This is a genomic window from Frankia sp. CpI1-P, assembly GCF_001421075.1.
Classification (GTDB): domain Bacteria; phylum Actinomycetota; class Actinomycetes; order Frankiales; family Frankiaceae; genus Frankia; species Frankia torreyi.
Genome location: NZ_LJJX01000008.1, coordinates 63,822 through 81,476 on the forward strand (window position 1 = coordinate 63,822; position 17,655 = coordinate 81,476).

Here is a 17,655-nt window from a genome sequence, read left to right on the forward strand (position 1 = left end):
ATGTGCGGCGCGACCCGCGGTGGACCGTCGGTGGAGGGAATTGACGTGGCCAAGGAGACCGTGATCCAGGGCGTCGTGGTGCAGGGTGGCGAGCCGGTCTCGACCGGCTACGCCCGGCTGCTCGACGAGGGTGGCGACTTCACCGCCGAGGTTCCGCTGTCCGCGACCGGCCAGTTCCGCTTCTTCGCGCGGCCGGGGCAGTGGACCGTGCGGGCGCTCGTGNCCGGCGCGAGCGGCGAGCAGAAGGTCGTCGCCCGCCAGGGCGAGCCGGTCGACACGCAGGTCGAGGTCGCGGCCTGACGGTCGTCGCTGGAGACGGCGCGGTTGACGCGGTAGAGCGGTGGAGGGGACAGCGGGCAGTTTCCGCTGTCCCCTTCTTCCTGATGCAGAGTAGGTCCCTGGCTACGGATCCCGGCGGATGAGTGGTGCGGCTGTAGCACTAGGCTGCGGAGTCGCCGCGCTCCGTGCCCGCGTGGACGGCGGTGGGCAGCAGCGGGCGGGGACCGCCCGGCAGGTCCGCGCCGGGCGGCACCGTCGTCGGCACCGCGAAGTGCATCGGGCCCACCGAGAAGCAGCGCAGGCCGTTGTCGCGGGCGAACGCGACCGCGGAGCCCCGGTCGGGGAACGGTGCGATGATCCGGCGGACGGTGCGCTGCCCGGCGGCCGCGAACAGGACCACCGCGAAGAGTATGTCGGAGTCTGCCATCATGCGATCATGAAAGCGCATGNGATGGCCGACGATGTGCGTTTCGGCGTGTCCTGTTCGTGGTCTGTTGTTGCGCCTGCGGTGGCTTCTGCAACGGCTTCCCGGCCTTCTGTAACGGCTTGTCGGCCTTAGTAGACGAGCGCCTGGACCCNGTCGGCGAGCACCTCGTCGACGAACGCGGCCGCGCCGGCGATGCGGATGCCGGGGATGACGTCGTCCGGGCCGAACGAGCGCCGGGCGGCGCACTGGGTGCACACGGTGACCCGGCCGCCGGCGAGGATGCCGGCGAGAAGGTCCGGCAGCGGCGCGGCATGCGGCAGCTCGAACTCCGCCGCCCGCCCGGGCAGCGCGAACCAGGCGGATTCGCCGGTGAGCCAGACCGAGACGTCCGCCCCGGCGGCGACGGCGACGGCCGCTACCGTGAACGCCTGTGAGCAGCGCTCCGGCGCGTCCATCCCAGCGGTGACCTTGACGACGAGGGGACGGGTCATCGACCCAGTCTGCCCCATCCCCGGCGATCGCCGGCGTGCCGTCGCGCAGCCCGCCCCCCGACCGCCCGACCCTGGCCGCCCGGCGCGGGGTTAGGCTGCGCAGCGTGCTGCACTACTTCTTCACCGGGCTCCTGGTGGCGATGTCCGTCCTGATCGCCTGGTTCTCCGGCTACGTGGTCTACAAGCTGTACGAGGGGCAGCGCTGAGCGCCCGGGGCCGGTCGGCCGCCGGGCGGCCGCGGTCCACGACCGGGACCGGGGGGACCGGGCCCGCCGATCTGCATCCCAGCCTGCTGCCGCTGGCCTTCCTCGTCGGCACCTGGCGCGGCGAGGGCGTGGGCGGCTACGAGGACCTCGAGGGCTTTCACTACGGCCAGGAGATCACCTTCGCCGCCGACGGCCGCCCGGCGCTGGGCTACGTCTCCCACACCTGGTGGGCGGACGAGCCGCGCGACGGCCGGGAGCCCGGCAGCCCGCTGGCCACCGAGACCGGCTTCTGGCGCGTCCAGCCCGGCGAGGACGGCGGGACGGTCGTCGAGGTGACGCTGGCGCACCCGTTCGGCATCGCGGAGATCTACGTCGGCACGGTGGCGGGAACCCGCGTCGACCTCGACCACAACGTGCTGATCCGCACGGCGACCGCCCGCGACGTCACCCNCTCGGTGCGGCTCTACGGGATCGTCGAGGGTGGAGACCTGGCCTACGCGATCGACATGGAGGCCGAGGGCAAGCCGTTGCAGTCGCACCTGTCGGCGCGCCTGCACCGCGTCACGGACTGACCGCTCAGCCGGATCGGTCAGCCGGATCGGTCAGCCGGTCAGCCGGGCTTCGCGGCGTTGCCGGCGTCGGCGGCGAGCTTGGCCCGCCACGCCTTCTCCCGCTCGATCGCCGTGGCGAATCCGAGGGCGATCGCCGGGTCGAAGTTGTCGTCGGCGTAGGTGCCGACGCAGCCGAGGATCCGGTCGATCTCCTCCGCCGTGACCGCGAGCAGCGGGATCTGCCCGGTCAGGAAGATGTCGCCGACCCGGTCGATGGAGAAGTGCACGCCGTAGGTCTTCGCGTTGCGGCCGAGCAGGAAGGCGTAGGTGCCCGCTGCGTTCTCCGCCGGGGCGCGCATGAAGAACGCCTCGACCAGCAGGGTGTGGTCCTGCACGACGAGCCAGGTCATCGTGCGCAGCTTGTGCTCGCCCTCCAGGGTGACCAGGTACGAGCCCGCGGCGATNCGCTCGTAGGCGAGGTCGAGGTCGGCCAGGGTGTCGGCGATCAGGCCGTCGAGTCGCTCGCGCTCCGCCGTGTCGATGGGTGCCGTCATGGCTCCAGACCTCCCCGCTTGCAACTGTGACGATNCCGGATCCGGATCAGGTGGAGATCCTCCCACCCGGCTCGACGGTTCACACCGCGACGGCGGCGGGGCTCAGCGCGTGCCGGTAGCTGCGCAGCACCCCGCGGGCGGTGGCCGACCAGCCGAAGCCGGCCGCCCGGCCGACCGCGCCGGCGGACAGGCGGCTGCGCCAGTGTGGCTGGCGCAGCAGCCGGTCCAGCGTGTCGGCGTAGCGGGCCGGGTCACGGCCGGCGACGAGCAGGCCGGAGACCCCGTCGGCGACGGCGGTGCGCAGGCCGCCGACCGCGGCGGCGACCACCGGCGTGCCGCAGGCCTGGGCCTCCAACGCGACGAGGCCGAAGCTCTCGCTGTGANTGGGGACCACCACGGCGGTGGCGGCCCGGTACCAGTGGGCCAGCTCGTGCTGTGGTGCCGGCGGCTGGAACCGGACGAGATCGGAGATCCCCAGGTCCGCGGCGAGTTTGACCAGGGCGTCCGGCTGCTCCAGCCCCGAGCCGCTGGGGCCGCCGACGACGGCGACGGTCAGCCTCGAACGGCGGGTCGGATCGCGGCGCAGCAGCTCGGCGGCGGCGTGCAGCAGCAGGTCCGGCGCCTTGAGCGGCTGGATCCGGCCGACGAACAGCAGCAGGTCGCCGTCCGGGTCGAGGCCGAGGCGCGCCCGCGACTGCGCCGCGTCGCCCGGCCGGAAGATCTCCAGGTCGACGCCCGGCGCGACGACGTCGACCCGGTCGGGGGCGGCGCCGTAGAGGTCGATGAGATGGCCGCGCTCGTCCGCGGTGGAGGCGATCAGCCGGGTGGAGCCGGCGATGACCTCCTGCTCGCCCAGCAGCCGGCCGGGCGGCTCGGGGCGGTCCCCGACGGCCAGCGCGCCGTTCTTGATCTTCGCCAGGGTGTGGGAGGTGTGCACGAACGGCACGCCCCATCGCCGGGCGACCGCGAGGGCGACCTGGCCGGACAGCCAGTAGTGCGAATGGATGACGTCGAAGTAGCCCGGCTCGTGCCCCGCCTCCGCGCGCAGCACGTCCGCGGTGAACGCGCACAGNCAGGCCGGCAGGTCCTCGCGGTGGACCTCCTCGAACGGCCCGGCGTCGACGTGACGCACCGTCACACCCGGGGCCAGCTCCGCCGAGGTCGGCAGCTTGCTGCTCACCGCTCGGGTGAACACCTCGACCTCGACGCCGAGCGCCGCGAGCTGCCGCGAGAGCTCCACCACGTAGACGTTCAGCCCGCCGGCGTCCCCCGTGCCCGGCTGCTCCATCGGCGAGGTGTGCATGGACAGCATCGCCACGCGCCGGGGCCGGGCGCCCCGGTCTGGCTCGGCGCGGGCCGCGGCACTGCTCCTGATCAACCGCACCGGGCACCTCCGCATCCATCCGTCTGGGTCGCCTGCCCGGCACGACCAACCCTGCACAGGACCGACACGACAACCACCGTTCTACCCGCCCCGTTGTCCGGTCAACTGGTCGCCCCCCCGCCCCGCCGCCCGCGACAGGTGGCAAAAGACGCTGTTATTGCAGGTCACAGGGGTGCACGCGGCGAGGCCGCCGGGCCGGCGGTCACAAAGCTGTAAGGAAACAGACGCGGCGACGCGCCCCGGGCGCCGGCCCGACCGGGCGGTCGACCGCGGTCCGGGTCACCGCTGCGGCGCCGGGAGGCGACGACGTCGGCGGTCGGGCCGGGTGCCCGACCCGACCGGAACGGCCGATCTGCGAGGCTGGTCGGGTGTCGAATCCCAGCCGCGCCCCGCGCCTCGCGGCCGGCCGGGCCCGCGCCCTCGGGGTACCCACCCGGGGTACCACGGCGCCGAACCGGCTGCGGCGGGTCGACCGCTGGCTGCTCGACGCCGCCGGCCCCCTGCTGCGGGGCAGCGCGGACCCGCTTGTCGTCGATCTCGGCTTCGGCGCCTCGCCGGTCACCACCGTCGAACTCCACCGGCGGCTGCGGACGGCCTGCCCGCGGGTGCGCGTCGTCGGCCTCGAACTCGACTCGCAGCGAGTGGCAGCCGCGGCCGGTGCCGCCCGGCCGCCCGGCCTGACCTTCGCCCGCGGCGGGTTCGAGCTGCCACCCGCGGCGACGCGTCCCGTCGTGGTCCGCGCCCTGAACGTGCTACGTCAGTACCCCGAACCGGCCGTCGCCGACGCCTGGGCGACGATGACGGCGCGGCTGGCCCCCGGCGGCCTGCTCGTCGAGGGGACCTGCGACGAGATCGGCCGGCGGGCCTGCTGGTTCTGCCTGCCGGCCCCGGGGAGCCCGCCCGGCTGGCTCGCCGCCGGGCGGGTCGCCGCCCGGCCGACCCTGACGCTCTCGGCCCACCTGCCGAGCCTCGGCCGCCCCTCCGAGCTCGCCGAGCGGCTACCCAAGGCGCTGATCGAACACAACGTGCCCGGTCACGACGTCCACCGCCTGCTTACGGCGCTCGATCGGGCCTGGGAACGGGCCGCGCCACGGGCGGTGTTCTCGCCCCGGCAGCGCTGGATCGCCGCAGCGGGCGAGCTACGGGCGCAGGGCTGGCCGGTGCGCGGAGACGCCCGGCGCTGGCGGCTGGGCGAGCTCACCGTCGACTGGCCGCCGCCAGCGCCGCGCTGAACGCGCGGTACGCCCGATCGTCGAACAGCACGAAGCGCGCCTGCGCGACCCGGGTGTCGGCCGTGAGGACGGCGGTCACCGCCAGGCGGGCGGCGTCGTCCAACGGCCAGCCGTACACCCCGGCGCTGACGGCGGGAAAGGCGACACTGGCCGCGCCGAGCTCGTCGGCGACCGCCAGCGCCCGCGTGTAGGCGGACCGCAGCAGCGCGGAGCGGTCCTCGGCCGGGTCGTATACCGGGCCGACGACGTGGATGACGTGCCGGGCGGCCAGCCGGCCCGCCGGCGTTGCCACCGCCTCACCGGTCGGCAGCCCCCGCGGCAGACAGGTCGCGCGCAGCCGCTCGCAGGCGGCACGGATCTCCGGGCCGCCGGCGGCGTGGATCGCGCCGTCGACGCCCCCACCGCCGAGCAGTCCGCTGTTGGCGGCGTTGACGATCGCGTCGGCCTCGACGAGCGTGATGTCGCCCTGCTGCAGGGTCACGTGCACCATGCGGCCGAGTCTCCCCGACGCGGAACCCGGTATGCCCGTCCCCCGGCGGAATCGTGCCGGTGGCCGCCGGGCGCGACGGCGTGCCCTCCCCTCCGGGTGCCCTCCCGTGGGGGAGGGCACGCCATGGGAGCATCGCTGGATCCGCCCGGCAAGGGATCGGAGGGGCCCGCACGGAGTGGCGCGTTTGCGGGTGGACGGGGACTGCGATCCGATGGAGGATGTCCGGTCTCGCAGCGGGCCGGGCTCAGGACAGGAGAGGAAGCCGGAAGGCTGGAAGGGACGGCGGCGATGGCGGAGCAGCTCGTGGTTCTCGGGTTCGACAGCGTGGAGCAGGCGCGGCAGGCCTGGTCACTCGGCCGCCGACTACGCCGGGACAAGCGGCTTGACCTGGCCGACGGCACGTTGGTCTGGCGGGATGAGCGCGGCCACGTCACGATCCGCCGCGTGGCCAACCCGGCCCGGACCGCCGCTCTCGGCGGGGCCCTGTGCGGAGGGGTGATCGGAACGGTGTTCCTCGCCCCGTTCGTCGGCCTCGGCATCGGGGCGGGCGCCGGGGCGCTCGCCAGCCGGCTCAGCGGGCCGGGCGTGGACGATGATCTGGTCCGGCGCATCGCCGGGTACCTGCAGCCGGGACGAGCCGCAATCTTCGCCCTGGTGCGCCGCTCGGCGGCCGACGAGGTCACTGACGTGCTGCGCCCCTACCATCCGGTCGTCATCATGACGACCCTGCCCCCGGAGCGGCAACGCCGGCTGGTCCGGGCCCTGGGCCGCCGGCCCGTGCCCGCCTGACGGCCCCCGCAACCGGGCCAGGCCGCGCCGACGGCGGCTTGACCTGGCCGGGCCGACGGCCGCCGCCACCTGCGGGCCGGTCGCGGCGGGCGCGGTGGCCGCCCGCCGCAGTCTCGGGCGTCAGGAACCGGCGGGGCGGCGAGTCGGCGCGATCTTGTCGAGCACCGCGAGGTCGTCCGGGCGGGGCTGCCACTGGCCGGCCGCGGCGTTCGCCCGAACCTGGACCGCGCTCGTCGCGCCGGCGATGACCGAGGCGACGCCGGGCTGCGCGGCCAGTCCGCCGATCGCCACGTCGAGCAGGGAACGGTCCCGCTCCCGAGCGAAGGTCTCCAGCACGTCGACGCGGTCGAAGACCTCGTCGGTCAGCTCGTCCTGCCGCCCGGCGAGCCGGGTCCCGGGCGCCGGCGCCTCGTCGCGCTGGTACTTGCCGGTGAGTAGCCCGTTTGCAAGCGGGAAGTAGGGGATGACGCCGATGCCGTACTTCAGCGTGGCCGGCACCAGTTCCGCCTCGACGCCGCGCTCGAGCAGGCTGTAATGGTTCTGGGCGGAGATGAACCGGGTGGCGCCGGAGGCCCGCGCGGTCCACTCGGCGTCCGCGACCTGCCAGGCGTCGAGGTTGCAGGCGCCGATGTAGCGGACCTTGCCCTCCTTGAGGATCTCGTCGAGCGCCTCGAGAGTCTCCTCGATCGGGGTGAAGGCATCCAGCTTGTGGAGCTGGTACAGGTCGATGTAGTCCGTCTGCAGCCGGCTCAGGGAACCCTCGACGGCCTTGCGGATGTACCGCCGCGATGCCCGGGCGCTGAAGTCCTGGCCGTACATGCCGCCCATGTCGCTGCCGAATTTCGTGGCAAGAACGACGTCATCACGGCGGCCCCGCAGAACGTGCCCGAGCAGAGTCTCCGAACCACCCTTGTTCCCGTAGGTGTCGGCGGTGTCGAAGAAAGTGATCCCGGCGTCGAGCGCGGCATCGACGACCGCGCGGGTGCCGGCCAGGTCGACGCGTGAGCCGAAATTGTTGCATCCCAGACCGACGACTGACACGAGCAGTCCGGACGATCCCAGCGGGCGATAGCGCATGTACTCAATACAACACATCGGAGTGCCGCCCGCGGACACCAGGTCCGCGGGCGGCGGTCGACCTGTGCACACCGGTGATCGTCCATAGTGGATCCGATGCGTGCTGGTTTACTCTGCGTTACTTCTCTGGAGCGGCGTCGACCACCGCGCGGCCGACCGCCTCTGCCGCCCGGCGGGTCGACGTGCGCGCCGCGCGGGTCTGGCTGACCGCGGTCCTCGTGCGGTGCTCGGCCTCCGCGGTGGACGGGCTGCGCCGGATGCTCGCCACCCGGCGTTCCCCGCGCGACGCGAAGGTGTTGTAGAGCTGGGTGGCGCGGTCCTGCAGGTCCGAGATCTGGGAGGTCACGGTGGCCGGCAGCGCGCGAACCGCGGTTCCCACCTGGGTGGGGACCCGGGCGGCCTGCACGGGCAGCGACCCGACCCGGTCGGAGAGCCGGCGCACCTCGCTGCTCGTCGTCGTGGGCAGGGCGAGCAGCTTCGCGACGGCGAGGTCGGCGGCCCCCACCGAGGCGTAGATCGGCTTGCGGACCTCCGCCAGCGGAACCCTGATCTCGGCCTTCACCTCGGCCTCGTCGCCGCGGGTCTGGGCGGTGGCGCGGGCGCTGGGGCGGGCGGCGGACCGGTTGGCCGGGCGGCTCGCGGTGCGGGATGTCGTGCGCGTGGTTGGCATGGTGTCTCCCTCGGGTCGAGGATCTGTTGTTGTCGTGTAGATGATTCCTGGGGTTTCGGCCGTCGCTCCGGGTGCGCTCCGGTGGCGGCTGTCGGGTCAGGGCGGTGCGGTCGACGTGGCGTCGTGGTGTCGTGGTGTCGTGGCGCCGGATCAGCCGGTCTGGTCGCGGCCGGGCAGACCGGTGCCGGTGTGGCGCTCCCCTCCGGCTGCGGGGCGGACGCCCAGGGGCAGGTCAGGCGCCGGCCCCGCCGGCGGACCCAGCCGTGCCCGGCCTCGGGGTGGCGTTCGAACCGGTGGTGCCGTTCGAGCCGCTGGTGGTGGCCGAGCCGGTGCGGGCGTCGGGACCAGTGGTGGTGTCGGGACCGGGAGTGGTGTCGGAGCCGGGGGTGGTGTCGGAGCCGGGGGCATCTGGCGGGGCGGTGGTGCGGCGACGGGAGCGGGCGGTGGCTGCGGTCGGCGAGGTGCCGCCGGCCGACCTGGTCCGCCGGGTCCCCTCCGAGCCGCCGCGGGTGGCCGTCGTCGCCCGCTTGGGGCTACGGCGCTTCGGCGCTTCCGGGGCGACGGGTTGCGCCGCCGCGTCGTCGGCCGGCACCGCCGCGCCCGGAGCGTCCTGCGCCGCCTCGGCAGCGGCGCGACGACTGGTGGGCCGCCGGCGGGCGGTACCCGCGGGGCGGGTCTTCGCCGCCGCGGTCACCCGCGCACCGCCGGCGGTGTCGCCGCCTGCAACGGCCGCGCCGCCCGCTTCGCCGCCGGCACTCGCACCCACGCCGGTGCCGTCATCCGCACCGGTGCCGTCATCCACGCCGGTGCCGCCCACGGCGGGGCCGCCGGCCGCCGCGCCGGCTCGGGCGGCGACGGCGTTCTCCGTGCAGAACGCCTCGTAGATGTCGAGCACCACCTGCTTCTGCCGCTCGGAAAGGGAATCGTCCGCGAGGATCGCCGCCATGACGTCCTCGCCGCCGTGCCGTTCCTCCAGAATTCCGGCCTGGACGNAGAGCACCTCGGCGGAGATGCGCAGTGCCTTGGCGATCTGCTGGAGAATCTCCGCGGACGGTCGGCGCAGACCTCGCTCGATCTGGCTGAGGTAAGGGTTGCTCACCCCCGCCTGCTTGGCGAGTTGACGAAGGGAGATCTGCGCGGCGCGCCGCTGATCCCGGATGAAATCGCCGAGATCGCGCACATTCAGGGCCGCCACCGGGTCACACGCCTCCTTCGACGGACGGGTCGGGCCGTGCCCGACCGCTGCGGGCACCCCGCACCGAGGACGCCGCCGACGGTGATCGGCGCTCGGCCACCGGGACNGGGAGCCCGGCACAACGCAACGTCAACACGATCGACGATACGTCCGAGTGCTAACTCTGGCAAGCGCGCGAGTTAGCACCTTGGGGGCGCTCCGTCCGGAGGGCGCCGGATATCCGCCGGCCCGGGCGGGCGATCGGTGGACGGGCGGCGATCGCCCGCGACCGCCGCGACCGCCTCAGGCCTGGGATGGTCCGGGGCGGTCAGTTCTCGGCCTGGGCCAGCCACGCGCGCTGGGTGGCCAGCGCAGCCTCGGTCTCGGCGATCTCCTTGGTGCGCCCGGCGGCCTGGGCGCGGGCGAGTTTGACCTCCAGCTTGGCGACGGACTCTCGCAGCCTGGTCACGAAGGGCGAGGCGGCGATGGAACGTTGCGCCCACCGGGCGTCCGCGGCCTCGCGCAGCTTGTCGCCGATCGCCGCCATCTGGCGTTCGAGCGTGCCGGCCGATTCGCGGGGAACCCGGCCGATCTCGTCCCACCGGTCCTGCAGCTCGCGCAGGCGCCGCAGCGAGCGCTCGGTGTCTGCCGGGTCGAGCGCGGTCGCCTCGGCCAGCAGCTTCTCCTTCTGGACCTGGTTGTCCCGCAGCTCCGCGTCCCGCTCGGCGTTCGCGGCGTTGCGCCGGCTGAAGAAGACGTCCTGCACCTCGCGGAACCGGCTCCACAGCGCGTCGTCGACGTCCTTGGCCGCCCGCCCCGCCGCCTTCCAGTCGGCGAGCAGGGCCCGGTAGCGGGCGGTCGTGCCGACCCAGTCGGAGGAGTCGACCAGCGCCTCCGCCTCGGCGATGATCGCCTCCTTCCGCTCCCGTGAACGGGCCCGCTGGGTGTCCAGGGCGGCGAAGTGCGCGGTGCGCCGGCGGGTGAACTCCTCGCGGGCTCCGGTGATGCGCCGCCACAGCGCCGAGTCGGTGCGCTTGTCGAGGGAGCCGACGGCCCGAAACTCCTCGGCGAGGGTGCGGAACCGCTCGCCGGCGGTCTTCCACTCCGAGCTGCGGCCGAGCCTTTCGGCCTCGGCGACCAGCTCCTCCTTGGCTGCGGCGATCCGGGCGGTCCGCTCGGCCCGCTCGGCGGCGAGCACGGTGCGCCGTTCCTCGGTGCCCGCGAGGACGGTCTCGAGCCGGGCGCGCAGGGCATCGAGATCACCGACGACGGCGGCGGAGTCGAGGGAGTCGAGCAGCCGGCGGGCGCTGCCGGCGATCCCGCCCGGATCGACCCCGCTGAGGGTCAGCCGCCGTTCCANCAGCACGACCTCGGCACTCAGATCGTCGTAACGGCGCTCGAAGTGGGCCAGGCCCTCGCTGGGACTTCCGGCCCGCCACGATCCGACGGCGCGCTCACCGCTCGCCGTGCGAACGAAGACGGTGCCGTCGTCGGCGACGCGCCCCCAGGGGGACGCTTGGCCGGATTCGCTGCGGTCACTCATCGTGTTCCCGAAGATCGACTGACGTTTCCTGTCATTCTTGCAGGCGTCGGCCGCGGAGGGGACGGCCGCCACGTATCCGGACACCATGAATCGGTGCCCGCACCGGCGCGGCGCGCCGGGATCCGGCCCGCGGACCGCCGATGCCCGCTGGTGGCATCGGTCCACACGCCCGCCGGCCGGCCGTCCGCGGCTCCGGCCGGCGGCTCGCCGCCCGGAGGGTCACAGGCCGGAGGGTCACAGGCCGGAGGGTCACAGGAAGGCACCGGTTGTTCATTTGGTGGTCCGACCCCGGTCTAGGCATCCCGCCATGGGTGGGGCCAAGATGCGTAACCGTGATGAGTGCGGTGCATGGAGGATGCGCGGTGCGTGGATGACCGGGGCAGGTGGATGACCGGGGTGGGTGGCGGCCGGGTGGGCTGGCGAGTCGGTGCGTTGTTGGCGCCCGCCTTCGTCGGGCTGGGCGTGTTCGTCCTCGGGCCCGCCCTGGTCTCGGCCTTCATCGCGGGGACCGACAAGACGCTGACCGGCCCGCATTTCGGCTGGGTGGGCACGGCGAACGCCCGCACCGCCTTCTCCGACTCCGACCTCGGCGGGGCCGTGCGCAACACCCTCGTCTACTGCCTCATCACGGTCATCCCCGCCGTTGCGATCGGGCTGGCGCTGGCGCTGGCCGCGGAGCGGGTGGCCCACGGCCGCGCCCTGGTGCGCTTCGCGTTGTTCCTGCCGGTCAGCGCGAACATCGTCGCGATGGCGGTGGTGTTCGCGTACATGTTCGACAGCAGTCCCGACGGGTTCGCGAACACGGTGGTCGGGCTGTTCGGGGTGGCGCCGGTCGACTGGCTCGGCGACACCTCGACCGCTCTGCCGGTGGTCGCCCTCGTCGGCGGCTGGCGGTTGACCAGCTTCGTGTTCATCGTCTACCTGGCCGGCCTGACCGCCATTCCGCGTTCGGTCTATGAGGCGGCCGACGTCGACGGCATCCGCGGGTTCGCCCGACTGCGCCACATCACCCTGCCGCTGCTGGCGCCCACCACGGTCTTCCTGGGCGTCTTCGTGACGATCCTGACGCTGCAGACCTTCGAGACGGTCGCCGTCCTCACCAAGGGCGGCCCCCTGAACTCGAGCACCACCATCATTTACTACATTTACGAGGTCGGTTTCACCGGATCGTTCCGCATCGGATATGCCTCGATGATCGCTCTGTTGCTGCTCGCCGTCATCGTGGCGCTCGGCGCCGGCGGAGCGCTGCTCGGGCGGCGTATCCGGCGGGCCCGGGAGGCCGCCGCGTGAGCGCCGGGACCAACAGCGACGCCCCGATCGGCGCATCCCGCCCACCCACGCCGGCCGGCCCGCCCGCGCCGGCTGGTCGCCGCGGCCCGGCCGCCCCCTCGCCGACGGCGGCCCGCGCGGCGCGCCCGCGCCGTCGGCTGCCGGGCGCCGCGACCCTCGCGCGCCTCGCCCTGCTCACCGTCGGAATCGTGGTCGCGGTCCTGCCGTTCGTCTGGATGCTGCGGACCGCGATCGGACCTTCGCAGACCGCCCTCGCGCTGGACTCCAACCCCATCCCGTCGCGTGTGCAGTTCCACTCGTTCAACCAGGCCTGGCACGCCGGCGACCTCGGACCCGCGCTGCTCACGGGGATCGCGGTCAGCCTCGCGATCCTCGCGCTCCAGCTCGCCACGGCCGTCCCCGCCGCCTACGCCTTCGCCTGCCTGCGCTTCCGCGGTCGTACCGCCCTGTTCGCCGTGGTGCTGGTCACGCTGTTGGTGCCCGCTCAGGTCACCGCCGTGCCGAACTACGTGACGATCTCCGCGCTGGGCTTCGCCGACACCCGCGTCGGCCTGGTGCTGCCGTTCATGACCCACGCCGGCATGATTTTCATGCTCCGCCAGTACATGAGCACCATTCCCGCCTCGGTCCTCGACGCCGCGCGGATGGACGGGTTGGGCACCTGGCGGACGCTACGCTCGATCATCGTGCCNCTCGCTGCGCCGGCGATCGCCTCGGTGTCCGTGTTCAGCTTCCTGCTCTCCTACAACGAGTACCTGTGGCCGCTGCTGGTCGCCCGGTCACCCGGCATCGCCACCCCGCCGCTCGCCCTCGCCCGCCTGATGACGGACTCCTCGGCGATCATCCCCGATTTCGCCGAGCTCGCCGCCGCGGCGCTGATCATCAGTCTGCCGTCACTGGCCGTCTTCGTCGTCGCCCAACGCCGCCTCGCCGCCGGGATCACCGGCACGGGCGCCGGTGCCTGAGAGGAACATCGCGTGATCCGCATCCGCCGCCTGCTGCCCCTGACCGTGGCGGTCACCATGCTCACGTTGACGGCATGCGGCGGAGGCGGTGACTCCGGCCCGGCGAACCCGGCCGAAAGCCTGCGTCCGACCGCGCGTTCCGCCGCCGCCGGCGTCGACAACGTGGCCGGCGCGACGGCGTCCCCGGAATGCGCCGCCAAGGTGAAGACCCTGCGGATGGCCGCGGTCGGCACCCTCAACGACGTGGCGAAGTCCGGTAAGGCGTACATGGAGAAGGCCCATCCCGGCCTCACCGTGGACCTGAACACCACCGCTCCCGACTACANCGCGCTCGTCCAGCAGATCAGCGCCGACCGGTCGGCGGGCCGGTCCGTCGACGTCGCGGTCGCAGGCTTCGACCTGCTGCCGGTCTTCGCTCGCGAGCTCGGCGCCCAGGAGCTCTCCCCGCGGCTGCTGCGCGCCTCCTACGACCAGCGCCTGCTCGGCCTCGGCACCGTCGGCGGCAAGCAGATCGGGATCCCGCAGCAGGTCTCCTCGCTCGCCCTGGTCTACAACCTCGACGTCCTGACCAAGGCNGGCGTCGACCCCGCCACCCTCACCACCACCGCCGGGGTGCTCGCCGCCGCGGACAAGATCAAGGCCTCCGGGCAGAACGTCCAGCCGATCGACCTGTCGACCGGCCAGCAGTTCGGGCAGTGGATCCTCAACACGCTGGCCAGTTCCAAGGGCACCCCGATCCAGGACGCGGCCGGCCGCCCGGCGTTGACCACCCCGGCGGCGCGCGAGGCCGCGGCCTTCCTGGCGAAGGTCGGCACCTACGGCCCGCAGTCCGNCGACCCGACCCAGGGGGGACTGCTTCGCTTCGGCATCCGTCAGCAGACCGCGATGACGGTCGTGTCAGTCGCCTCCGTCNCCGGCGGGCTGAAGTTCATCGCCGGGCAGGGGGCGAAGGGCTTCCGGGCCGGTGCCATCCCGTTCCCGACCCTGCCCGGCGGTAGCCAGCACCCGATCGCCGGCGGGAACGCGCTGACCGTCCTGGCCACCGACCGGTGCCAGCGGGAGATGGCGACCGAGCTGGTCGTCTCCCTGCTGTCCCCGGATGTCGTCGAGGCGAGCACCGAGGCGCTCAGCTACATCCCGGTCGATACCCAGGCCACCAGCCAGCTCGGCTCGTTCTACGACACCTACCCGCAGCTCAAGCCGTTCCTCGCGCTCACCGGTTCGCTGGTCAAGGCGCCGGTGTGGGGCGGGGCCCGCGGCGCCGAGCTGCCGACCGCGCTGTCCGACCAGGTGGTGCGCATCTTCAAGGGCGAGGACCCGGCGAAGACGCTCGCCGCGGCGCAGGCCGAGGCCGTGGAGCTGACCCGGTGAGCGCCCCGGCGCCCGCCCGGCCCGTTCCCCCGCTCGGGATGGTTACCGGCGTACCGATCGAGTTCGACCGCATCAGCCGCTCGTTCGGCTCCGTGCACGCGCTGCACGAGGTCTCGCTCACGGTCGCGCCCGGGGAGATCGTCGCGCTGCTCGGGCCGTCCGGCTCGGGGAAGTCGACGCTGCTGCGGATCTGCGCCGGGCTGGACGAGCCGACCACCGGCGACCTGCGCTTCGACGGGACCAGCCAGCTCGGCCTCCCGCCGCACCGCCGGGATGTCTCCATGGTCTTCCAGCACTTCGCGCTCTACCCGCACAAGTCCGCCCTGGACAACCTGACGCTCGCGCTGCGCCACGGCCGCGGCCTGTCGAGGTCGGCCGCCGTGGCGCGGGCCCGGGAAACGCTCGCCATGCTCGGCATCGCCGACCTCGCCGGCCGCCGCCCCGCGCAGATGTCCGGTGGCCAGCGCCAACGGGTCGCGATCGGCCGGGCGCTGGCCACCCGGGCGCGCGTCATCCTCCTCGACGAGCCCATGTCCGGCCTCGACGCCCAGCTCCGGGTCGAACTGCGGGTCGAGATCGTCGGCCTGCTGCGCAGCCTGGGCACCACCGCGCTGTTCGTCACCCATGACCAGGCTGAGGCGATGGCCGTGGGGGATCGCGTCGCTGTCCTCGGCGAGGGCCGCCTGCAGCAGATCGGCACCCCCGACGAGATCTACGACCGGCCCGCCACCCGCTTCGTCGCCGCCTTCGTCGGCAGCCCGCCGATGAACGTCTGGGACGGCCACTGGCATGGCGGCCGCCTGCGCGCCGACGGCTTCGACGTGCCGGCGCCCGCGGGCGCGGCGGCTTTCGGAGTCCGGCCCGAGCACTTCACCCTCGACGCCCTCGACGCCCTCGACGTTGTCGACATTGTCGACGTTGTCGACGTCCCTGGGCAACCCGGCCGCTTCGGCGGGGCGGGCGGGGCGGGCGGTTCCGCTGAGCTGCGGCTGTCGGGCGAGGTCGTCGTCTCCGAGCGGCTCGGGGCGGAGCGGACCGTCCACGTCCGCACGGGCGCCGGCGTGCTCGCCGTCCGCGTGAACGCCGCCCTCGTCCTGACCCCCGGTGCCCCCGTGGTGCTCCGGGCTCCGACATCGGCGCTCACCTTCTTCGCGCCCAGCGGCGACCGCCTCGACCACTCCTGACCGCGACGTCAGGTCGCGAACCCGTCAGGTCGCGAACCCGTCAGGTCGCGAACCCGTCAGGTCGCGAACCCGTCAGGTCGCGAATTCTCCGACCAGCCCTCGGGGCACGGTCCCAGGCCGGCGGCCGTGGCCCGCGCCGCAATTCGCCATCCTCGGTCAATTCGAGGGTGATTAATCCGGATTCTGGGGCGAAGTCACGGCGGTTTAGAGAATAGGTGACGGTGGGCGTCCGTCTATGCTTTGCTGTACGTCAAACGTCCGCCGCGCGGACGGTGTCCAACCGGGACCCACCCTCGGATGGTGCGTGTGGTAATTATCGGGCAAGACGCACATGACCGGGATGTGCCGCTAGCGGTTTCCGTGCGCATATCGGTCGGAAGACGCCCGAGGTCATGGCCGCCGGACCGCATCGTTCGAGAACCGGACATTACGTCCGGATACCCNGGCAGTTCCGGCGACATCCGTGCAATCGCGGCCGCCAGTGGTCCGGCCGTGACCTCTGTGCACGCATCGCACCGGGGTCATCACTATGGACACCAAGATGTCGCGACATAGCGTCAGTGGGCGCTCACAGAATTAACCCAGGAGTTCCAACTCGAGGAGATCGTCGATGCTGACGGATAACGCGCACGCCTGCACTCATCCGCTCGCATTCGTCCGCGCGCAGCGTGGTTGGTCCTACCAGCGACTGGCCCGTGTGGTGGCCCGTCGCGCCCGTGACCTCGGGGTGGCGAACATGGCGGCCGAGCGCCAGAAGGTCTGGCGCTGGGAGCACCGCGGCGTCGTCCCGGACCGGGTCTCCCAGCTCGCCCTCGCCGCCGAGCTCGGCGTCCCGAACGACCGGCTGGAGTCGCATCCGTGGCCGGCCTGGCTGCCGACCGGCGACGCCGTGCGCACCGAGTACCCGTGGACGCCGGCCGGTGGCATCACGTCGATCATGGACGTCGTCGAGGACGCCCTCTCCGACCGGCGTGGTTTCCTGACGATCACCGGGGTCGGTGTCGCGGAGCTCGCGACGCAGTGGCTCGGCCTGGAGCCCAGCCGGCTGTCCGCCGCGCTGAACGGCGGACGGGTCGACGATCAGATCGTGAACCGGATCGAACACAACATCCCCGGCCTGCGGGTGATGGACGAGCGCCTCGGCGGCGAGAGCGTCCGGCGCCTGGTCGACGCGGAGCTCGGGGTGGTGGCGGACCTGCTGGTCCGCGGGTCCTACACCGAGCAGGTCGGCCGCCACCTGCATGTGGTCGCAGCCGAGCTCGCCCGGTTCGCCGGCTGGGTCTCCTTCGACGCCGGCTTCCAGACCGCCGCCCAGCGCTACTGGATCACCGCACTGCACTCCGCGCACGCCGGTGGCGACCGGATGCTCGGCGCGAACGTGCTGAAGAACATGTCGTTGCAGTGCGTCGACTTCGCCCGCCCACGGGAGGCGGTGGATCTCGCGGAGGCCGCCGTGACTAGTATCGGGGGGGCCAGCGGCCGGGTCGGCGCCATGCTGCACATGCGTCGCGCCCGCGCCCACGCCGCGCTCGGCGAGGCCAGCGCGTGCGCGGAGGCGCTGGCCCGTTCGGAGGAGGCGATGGACGCCGCCCGGCCCGAGGATCCGGCCTGGGCCGACTATTTCGACGAGGGCGAGTACCAGGCCCAGATCGGCAGTTGCTATATCGATCTTGGCCACCTTGCGCAGGCAGACCGGTGGCTGGAGAGATCCCTGACGATCCTGCCGACCTCGCGGGCCCGGGACAGGGCAACCTACTTGCTGCGCCGGGCCGTCGTCCAGGTCGACCTGGGCAATGTCGAGCACGGCTGCGCGCTGACCCGGGAGGCGATGCCGATGCTGGAGGCGACGCGCTCCAAGCGCAACGCCCGCCGGGCCGACGAGCTGCGGCGCCGGTTGCGCCGGCACAGCTCCGACCCGGAGGCGCACGAACTCGACCAGGCCCTTTCCCGCACCTTTTGAGCGGACCCCTCGGGACCG

At 73.2% G+C, this 17,655-nt stretch carries 15 protein-coding genes and 13 pseudogenes; 16 read left to right on the top strand and 12 right to left on the bottom strand.

Going from position 1 to position 17,655, the window contains the following annotated elements:
- Positions 1–222, top strand: a 222-nt coding sequence (locus tag FF86_RS42665; protein WP_255355732.1) for a DUF1416 domain-containing protein, incomplete at its 3' end; no start/stop codon positions are given.
- Between the two features lie 636 nt (positions 223–858).
- On the opposite strand, the pseudogene FF86_RS07525 reads toward FF86_RS42665, so the two are convergent.
- Positions 859–1,197, bottom strand: a pseudogene (locus FF86_RS07525) (DsrE family protein); the annotation flags it as partial.
- 35 nt (positions 1,198–1,232) lie between these two features.
- Between FF86_RS07525 and FF86_RS34155 the strand changes: the two are divergent.
- From FF86_RS34155 to FF86_RS42670, 3 genes and pseudogenes are all read left to right on the top strand, one after another.
- The gene (locus tag FF86_RS34155) at positions 1,233–1,403 is read left to right on the top strand and encodes a hypothetical protein (protein ID WP_157866934.1); all 171 of its coding nucleotides are present in this window, start codon (positions 1,233–1,235) and stop codon (positions 1,401–1,403) included.
- The coding region (locus FF86_RS07530; RefSeq protein ID WP_242418378.1) for an FABP family protein at positions 1,400–1,853 on the top strand (454 nt) is incomplete at its 3' end. The genes FF86_RS34155 and FF86_RS07530, both read left to right, overlap by 4 nt.
- Before the next feature lies 1 nt (position 1,854).
- Positions 1,855–1,975, top strand: a pseudogene (locus FF86_RS42670) (heme-binding beta-barrel domain-containing protein); the annotation flags it as partial.
- 38 nt (positions 1,976–2,013) lie between these two features.
- Here FF86_RS42670 and FF86_RS07535 read toward each other — a convergent pair.
- The 5 genes and pseudogenes from FF86_RS07535 to FF86_RS42690 form a co-directional block, all read right to left on the bottom strand.
- The coding region (locus FF86_RS07535; protein WP_242418353.1) for a YbjN domain-containing protein at positions 2,014–2,418 on the bottom strand (405 nt) is incomplete at its 5' end.
- Between the two features lies 1 nt (position 2,419).
- Positions 2,420–2,508: pseudogene (locus FF86_RS42675) on the bottom strand (YbjN domain-containing protein); the annotation flags it as partial.
- 79 nt (positions 2,509–2,587) lie between these two features.
- A partial coding sequence (locus tag FF86_RS42680; protein WP_242418354.1) for a glycosyltransferase occupies positions 2,588–2,891 on the bottom strand: 304 nt, incomplete at its 5' end.
- 1 nt (position 2,892) lies between these two features.
- A pseudogene (locus FF86_RS42685) lies at positions 2,893–3,580 on the bottom strand (glycosyltransferase); the annotation flags it as partial.
- Position 3,581: 1 nt separating this feature from the next.
- Positions 3,582–3,907, bottom strand: a pseudogene (locus FF86_RS42690) (glycosyltransferase); the annotation flags it as partial.
- Positions 3,908–4,260: 353 nt separating this feature from the next.
- Here FF86_RS42690 and FF86_RS07545 point away from each other — a divergent pair.
- Positions 4,261–5,124, top strand: a complete 864-nt coding sequence (locus FF86_RS07545; RefSeq protein WP_044885058.1) for a hypothetical protein — start codon at positions 4,261–4,263, stop codon at positions 5,122–5,124.
- Here FF86_RS07545 and FF86_RS07550 read toward each other — a convergent pair.
- Positions 5,090–5,614 (bottom strand): O-acetyl-ADP-ribose deacetylase, encoded by a 525-nt coding sequence (locus FF86_RS07550; protein ID WP_044885059.1) that lies wholly within the window; start codon positions 5,612–5,614, stop codon positions 5,090–5,092. The two genes, FF86_RS07545 and FF86_RS07550, sit on opposite strands and share 35 nt — an antisense overlap.
- Positions 5,615–5,902: 288 nt before the next feature.
- Between FF86_RS07550 and FF86_RS07555 the strand changes: the two genes are divergently transcribed.
- The gene (locus FF86_RS07555) at positions 5,903–6,403 is read left to right on the top strand and encodes a DUF1269 domain-containing protein (RefSeq protein ID WP_055406490.1); all 501 of its coding nucleotides are present in this window, start codon (positions 5,903–5,905) and stop codon (positions 6,401–6,403) included.
- A 120-nt stretch (positions 6,404–6,523) separates the two neighbouring features.
- Here FF86_RS07555 and FF86_RS07560 read toward each other — a convergent pair whose 3' ends face one another.
- The 5 genes and pseudogenes from FF86_RS07560 to FF86_RS42700 all read right to left on the bottom strand — a co-directional run.
- Positions 6,524–7,480 (bottom strand): aldo/keto reductase, encoded by a 957-nt coding sequence (locus FF86_RS07560; RefSeq protein ID WP_082121846.1) that lies wholly within the window; start codon positions 7,478–7,480, stop codon positions 6,524–6,526.
- A gap of 118 nt (positions 7,481–7,598) precedes the next feature.
- Positions 7,599–8,150, bottom strand: coding sequence for a hypothetical protein (locus tag FF86_RS07565; protein WP_044885061.1), 552 nt, complete (start codon positions 8,148–8,150; stop codon positions 7,599–7,601).
- Positions 8,151–9,143: 993 nt separating this feature from the next.
- Positions 9,144–9,345 (bottom strand): annotated as a pseudogene (locus tag FF86_RS42695) (helix-turn-helix domain-containing protein); the annotation flags it as partial.
- 307 nt (positions 9,346–9,652) lie between these two features.
- Positions 9,653–10,683, bottom strand: a 1,031-nt coding sequence (locus FF86_RS07575) for a DUF349 domain-containing protein (RefSeq protein WP_242418355.1), incomplete at its 5' end; no start/stop codon positions are given.
- Between the two features lies 1 nt (position 10,684).
- Positions 10,685–10,867 (bottom strand): annotated as a pseudogene (locus FF86_RS42700) (DUF349 domain-containing protein); the annotation flags it as partial.
- Between the two features lie 387 nt (positions 10,868–11,254).
- Here FF86_RS42700 and FF86_RS07580 point away from each other — a divergent pair.
- The 10 genes and pseudogenes from FF86_RS07580 (at position 11,255) to FF86_RS07600 (ending at position 17,637) form a co-directional block, all read left to right on the top strand.
- A complete protein-coding gene (locus FF86_RS07580) occupies positions 11,255–12,157 on the top strand; it encodes a carbohydrate ABC transporter permease (protein WP_044885064.1) in 903 nt (300 codons plus the stop codon).
- A partial coding sequence (locus FF86_RS07585; RefSeq protein WP_242418356.1) for a carbohydrate ABC transporter permease occupies positions 12,154–12,848 on the top strand: 695 nt, incomplete at its 3' end. The genes FF86_RS07580 and FF86_RS07585, both read left to right, overlap by 4 nt.
- Position 12,849: 1 nt before the next feature.
- Positions 12,850–13,122 (top strand): annotated as a pseudogene (locus FF86_RS42705) (carbohydrate ABC transporter permease); the annotation flags it as partial.
- Between the two features lie 12 nt (positions 13,123–13,134).
- A pseudogene (locus FF86_RS42710) lies at positions 13,135–13,447 on the top strand (ABC transporter substrate-binding protein); the annotation flags it as partial.
- A 1-nt stretch (position 13,448) separates the two neighbouring features.
- Positions 13,449–13,697 (top strand): annotated as a pseudogene (locus tag FF86_RS42715) (ABC transporter substrate-binding protein); the annotation flags it as partial.
- A gap of 1 nt (position 13,698) precedes the next feature.
- Positions 13,699–13,954 (top strand): annotated as a pseudogene (locus FF86_RS42720) (ABC transporter substrate-binding protein); the annotation flags it as partial.
- Between the two features lies 1 nt (position 13,955).
- Positions 13,956–14,034: pseudogene (locus FF86_RS42725) on the top strand (hypothetical protein); the annotation flags it as partial.
- Between the two features lies 1 nt (position 14,035).
- A pseudogene (locus tag FF86_RS42730) lies at positions 14,036–14,493 on the top strand (ABC transporter substrate-binding protein); the annotation flags it as partial.
- The gene (locus tag FF86_RS07595) at positions 14,490–15,677 is read left to right on the top strand and encodes an ABC transporter ATP-binding protein (RefSeq protein ID WP_082121847.1); all 1,188 of its coding nucleotides are present in this window, start codon (positions 14,490–14,492) and stop codon (positions 15,675–15,677) included. The pseudogene FF86_RS42730 and the gene FF86_RS07595, both read left to right, overlap by 4 nt.
- A 610-nt stretch (positions 15,678–16,287) precedes the next feature.
- Positions 16,288–17,637: a hypothetical protein gene (locus FF86_RS07600; protein WP_044885067.1), complete on the top strand. Its 1,350-nt coding sequence runs from the start codon at positions 16,288–16,290 to the stop codon at positions 17,635–17,637.
- Positions 17,638–17,655: the final 18 nt, after the last annotated feature.

Coding starts and splice junctions, on each gene's coding strand:
- FF86_RS07550 (WP_044885059.1), bottom strand. CDS start 5,614: ATGGTGCACGTGACCCTGCAGCAGGGCGACATCACGCTCGTCGAGGCC.
- FF86_RS07600 (WP_044885067.1), top strand. CDS start 16,288: ATGCTGACGGATAACGCGCACGCCTGCACTCATCCGCTCGCATTCGTC.
- FF86_RS07555 (WP_055406490.1), top strand. CDS start 5,903: ATGGCGGAGCAGCTCGTGGTTCTCGGGTTCGACAGCGTGGAGCAGGCG.
- FF86_RS07565 (WP_044885061.1), bottom strand. CDS start 8,150: ATGCCAACCACGCGCACGACATCCCGCACCGCGAGCCGCCCGGCCAAC.
- FF86_RS07580 (WP_044885064.1), top strand. CDS start 11,255: ATGACCGGGGTGGGTGGCGGCCGGGTGGGCTGGCGAGTCGGTGCGTTG.
- FF86_RS07560 (WP_082121846.1), bottom strand. CDS start 7,480: ATGCGCTATCGCCCGCTGGGATCGTCCGGACTGCTCGTGTCAGTCGTC.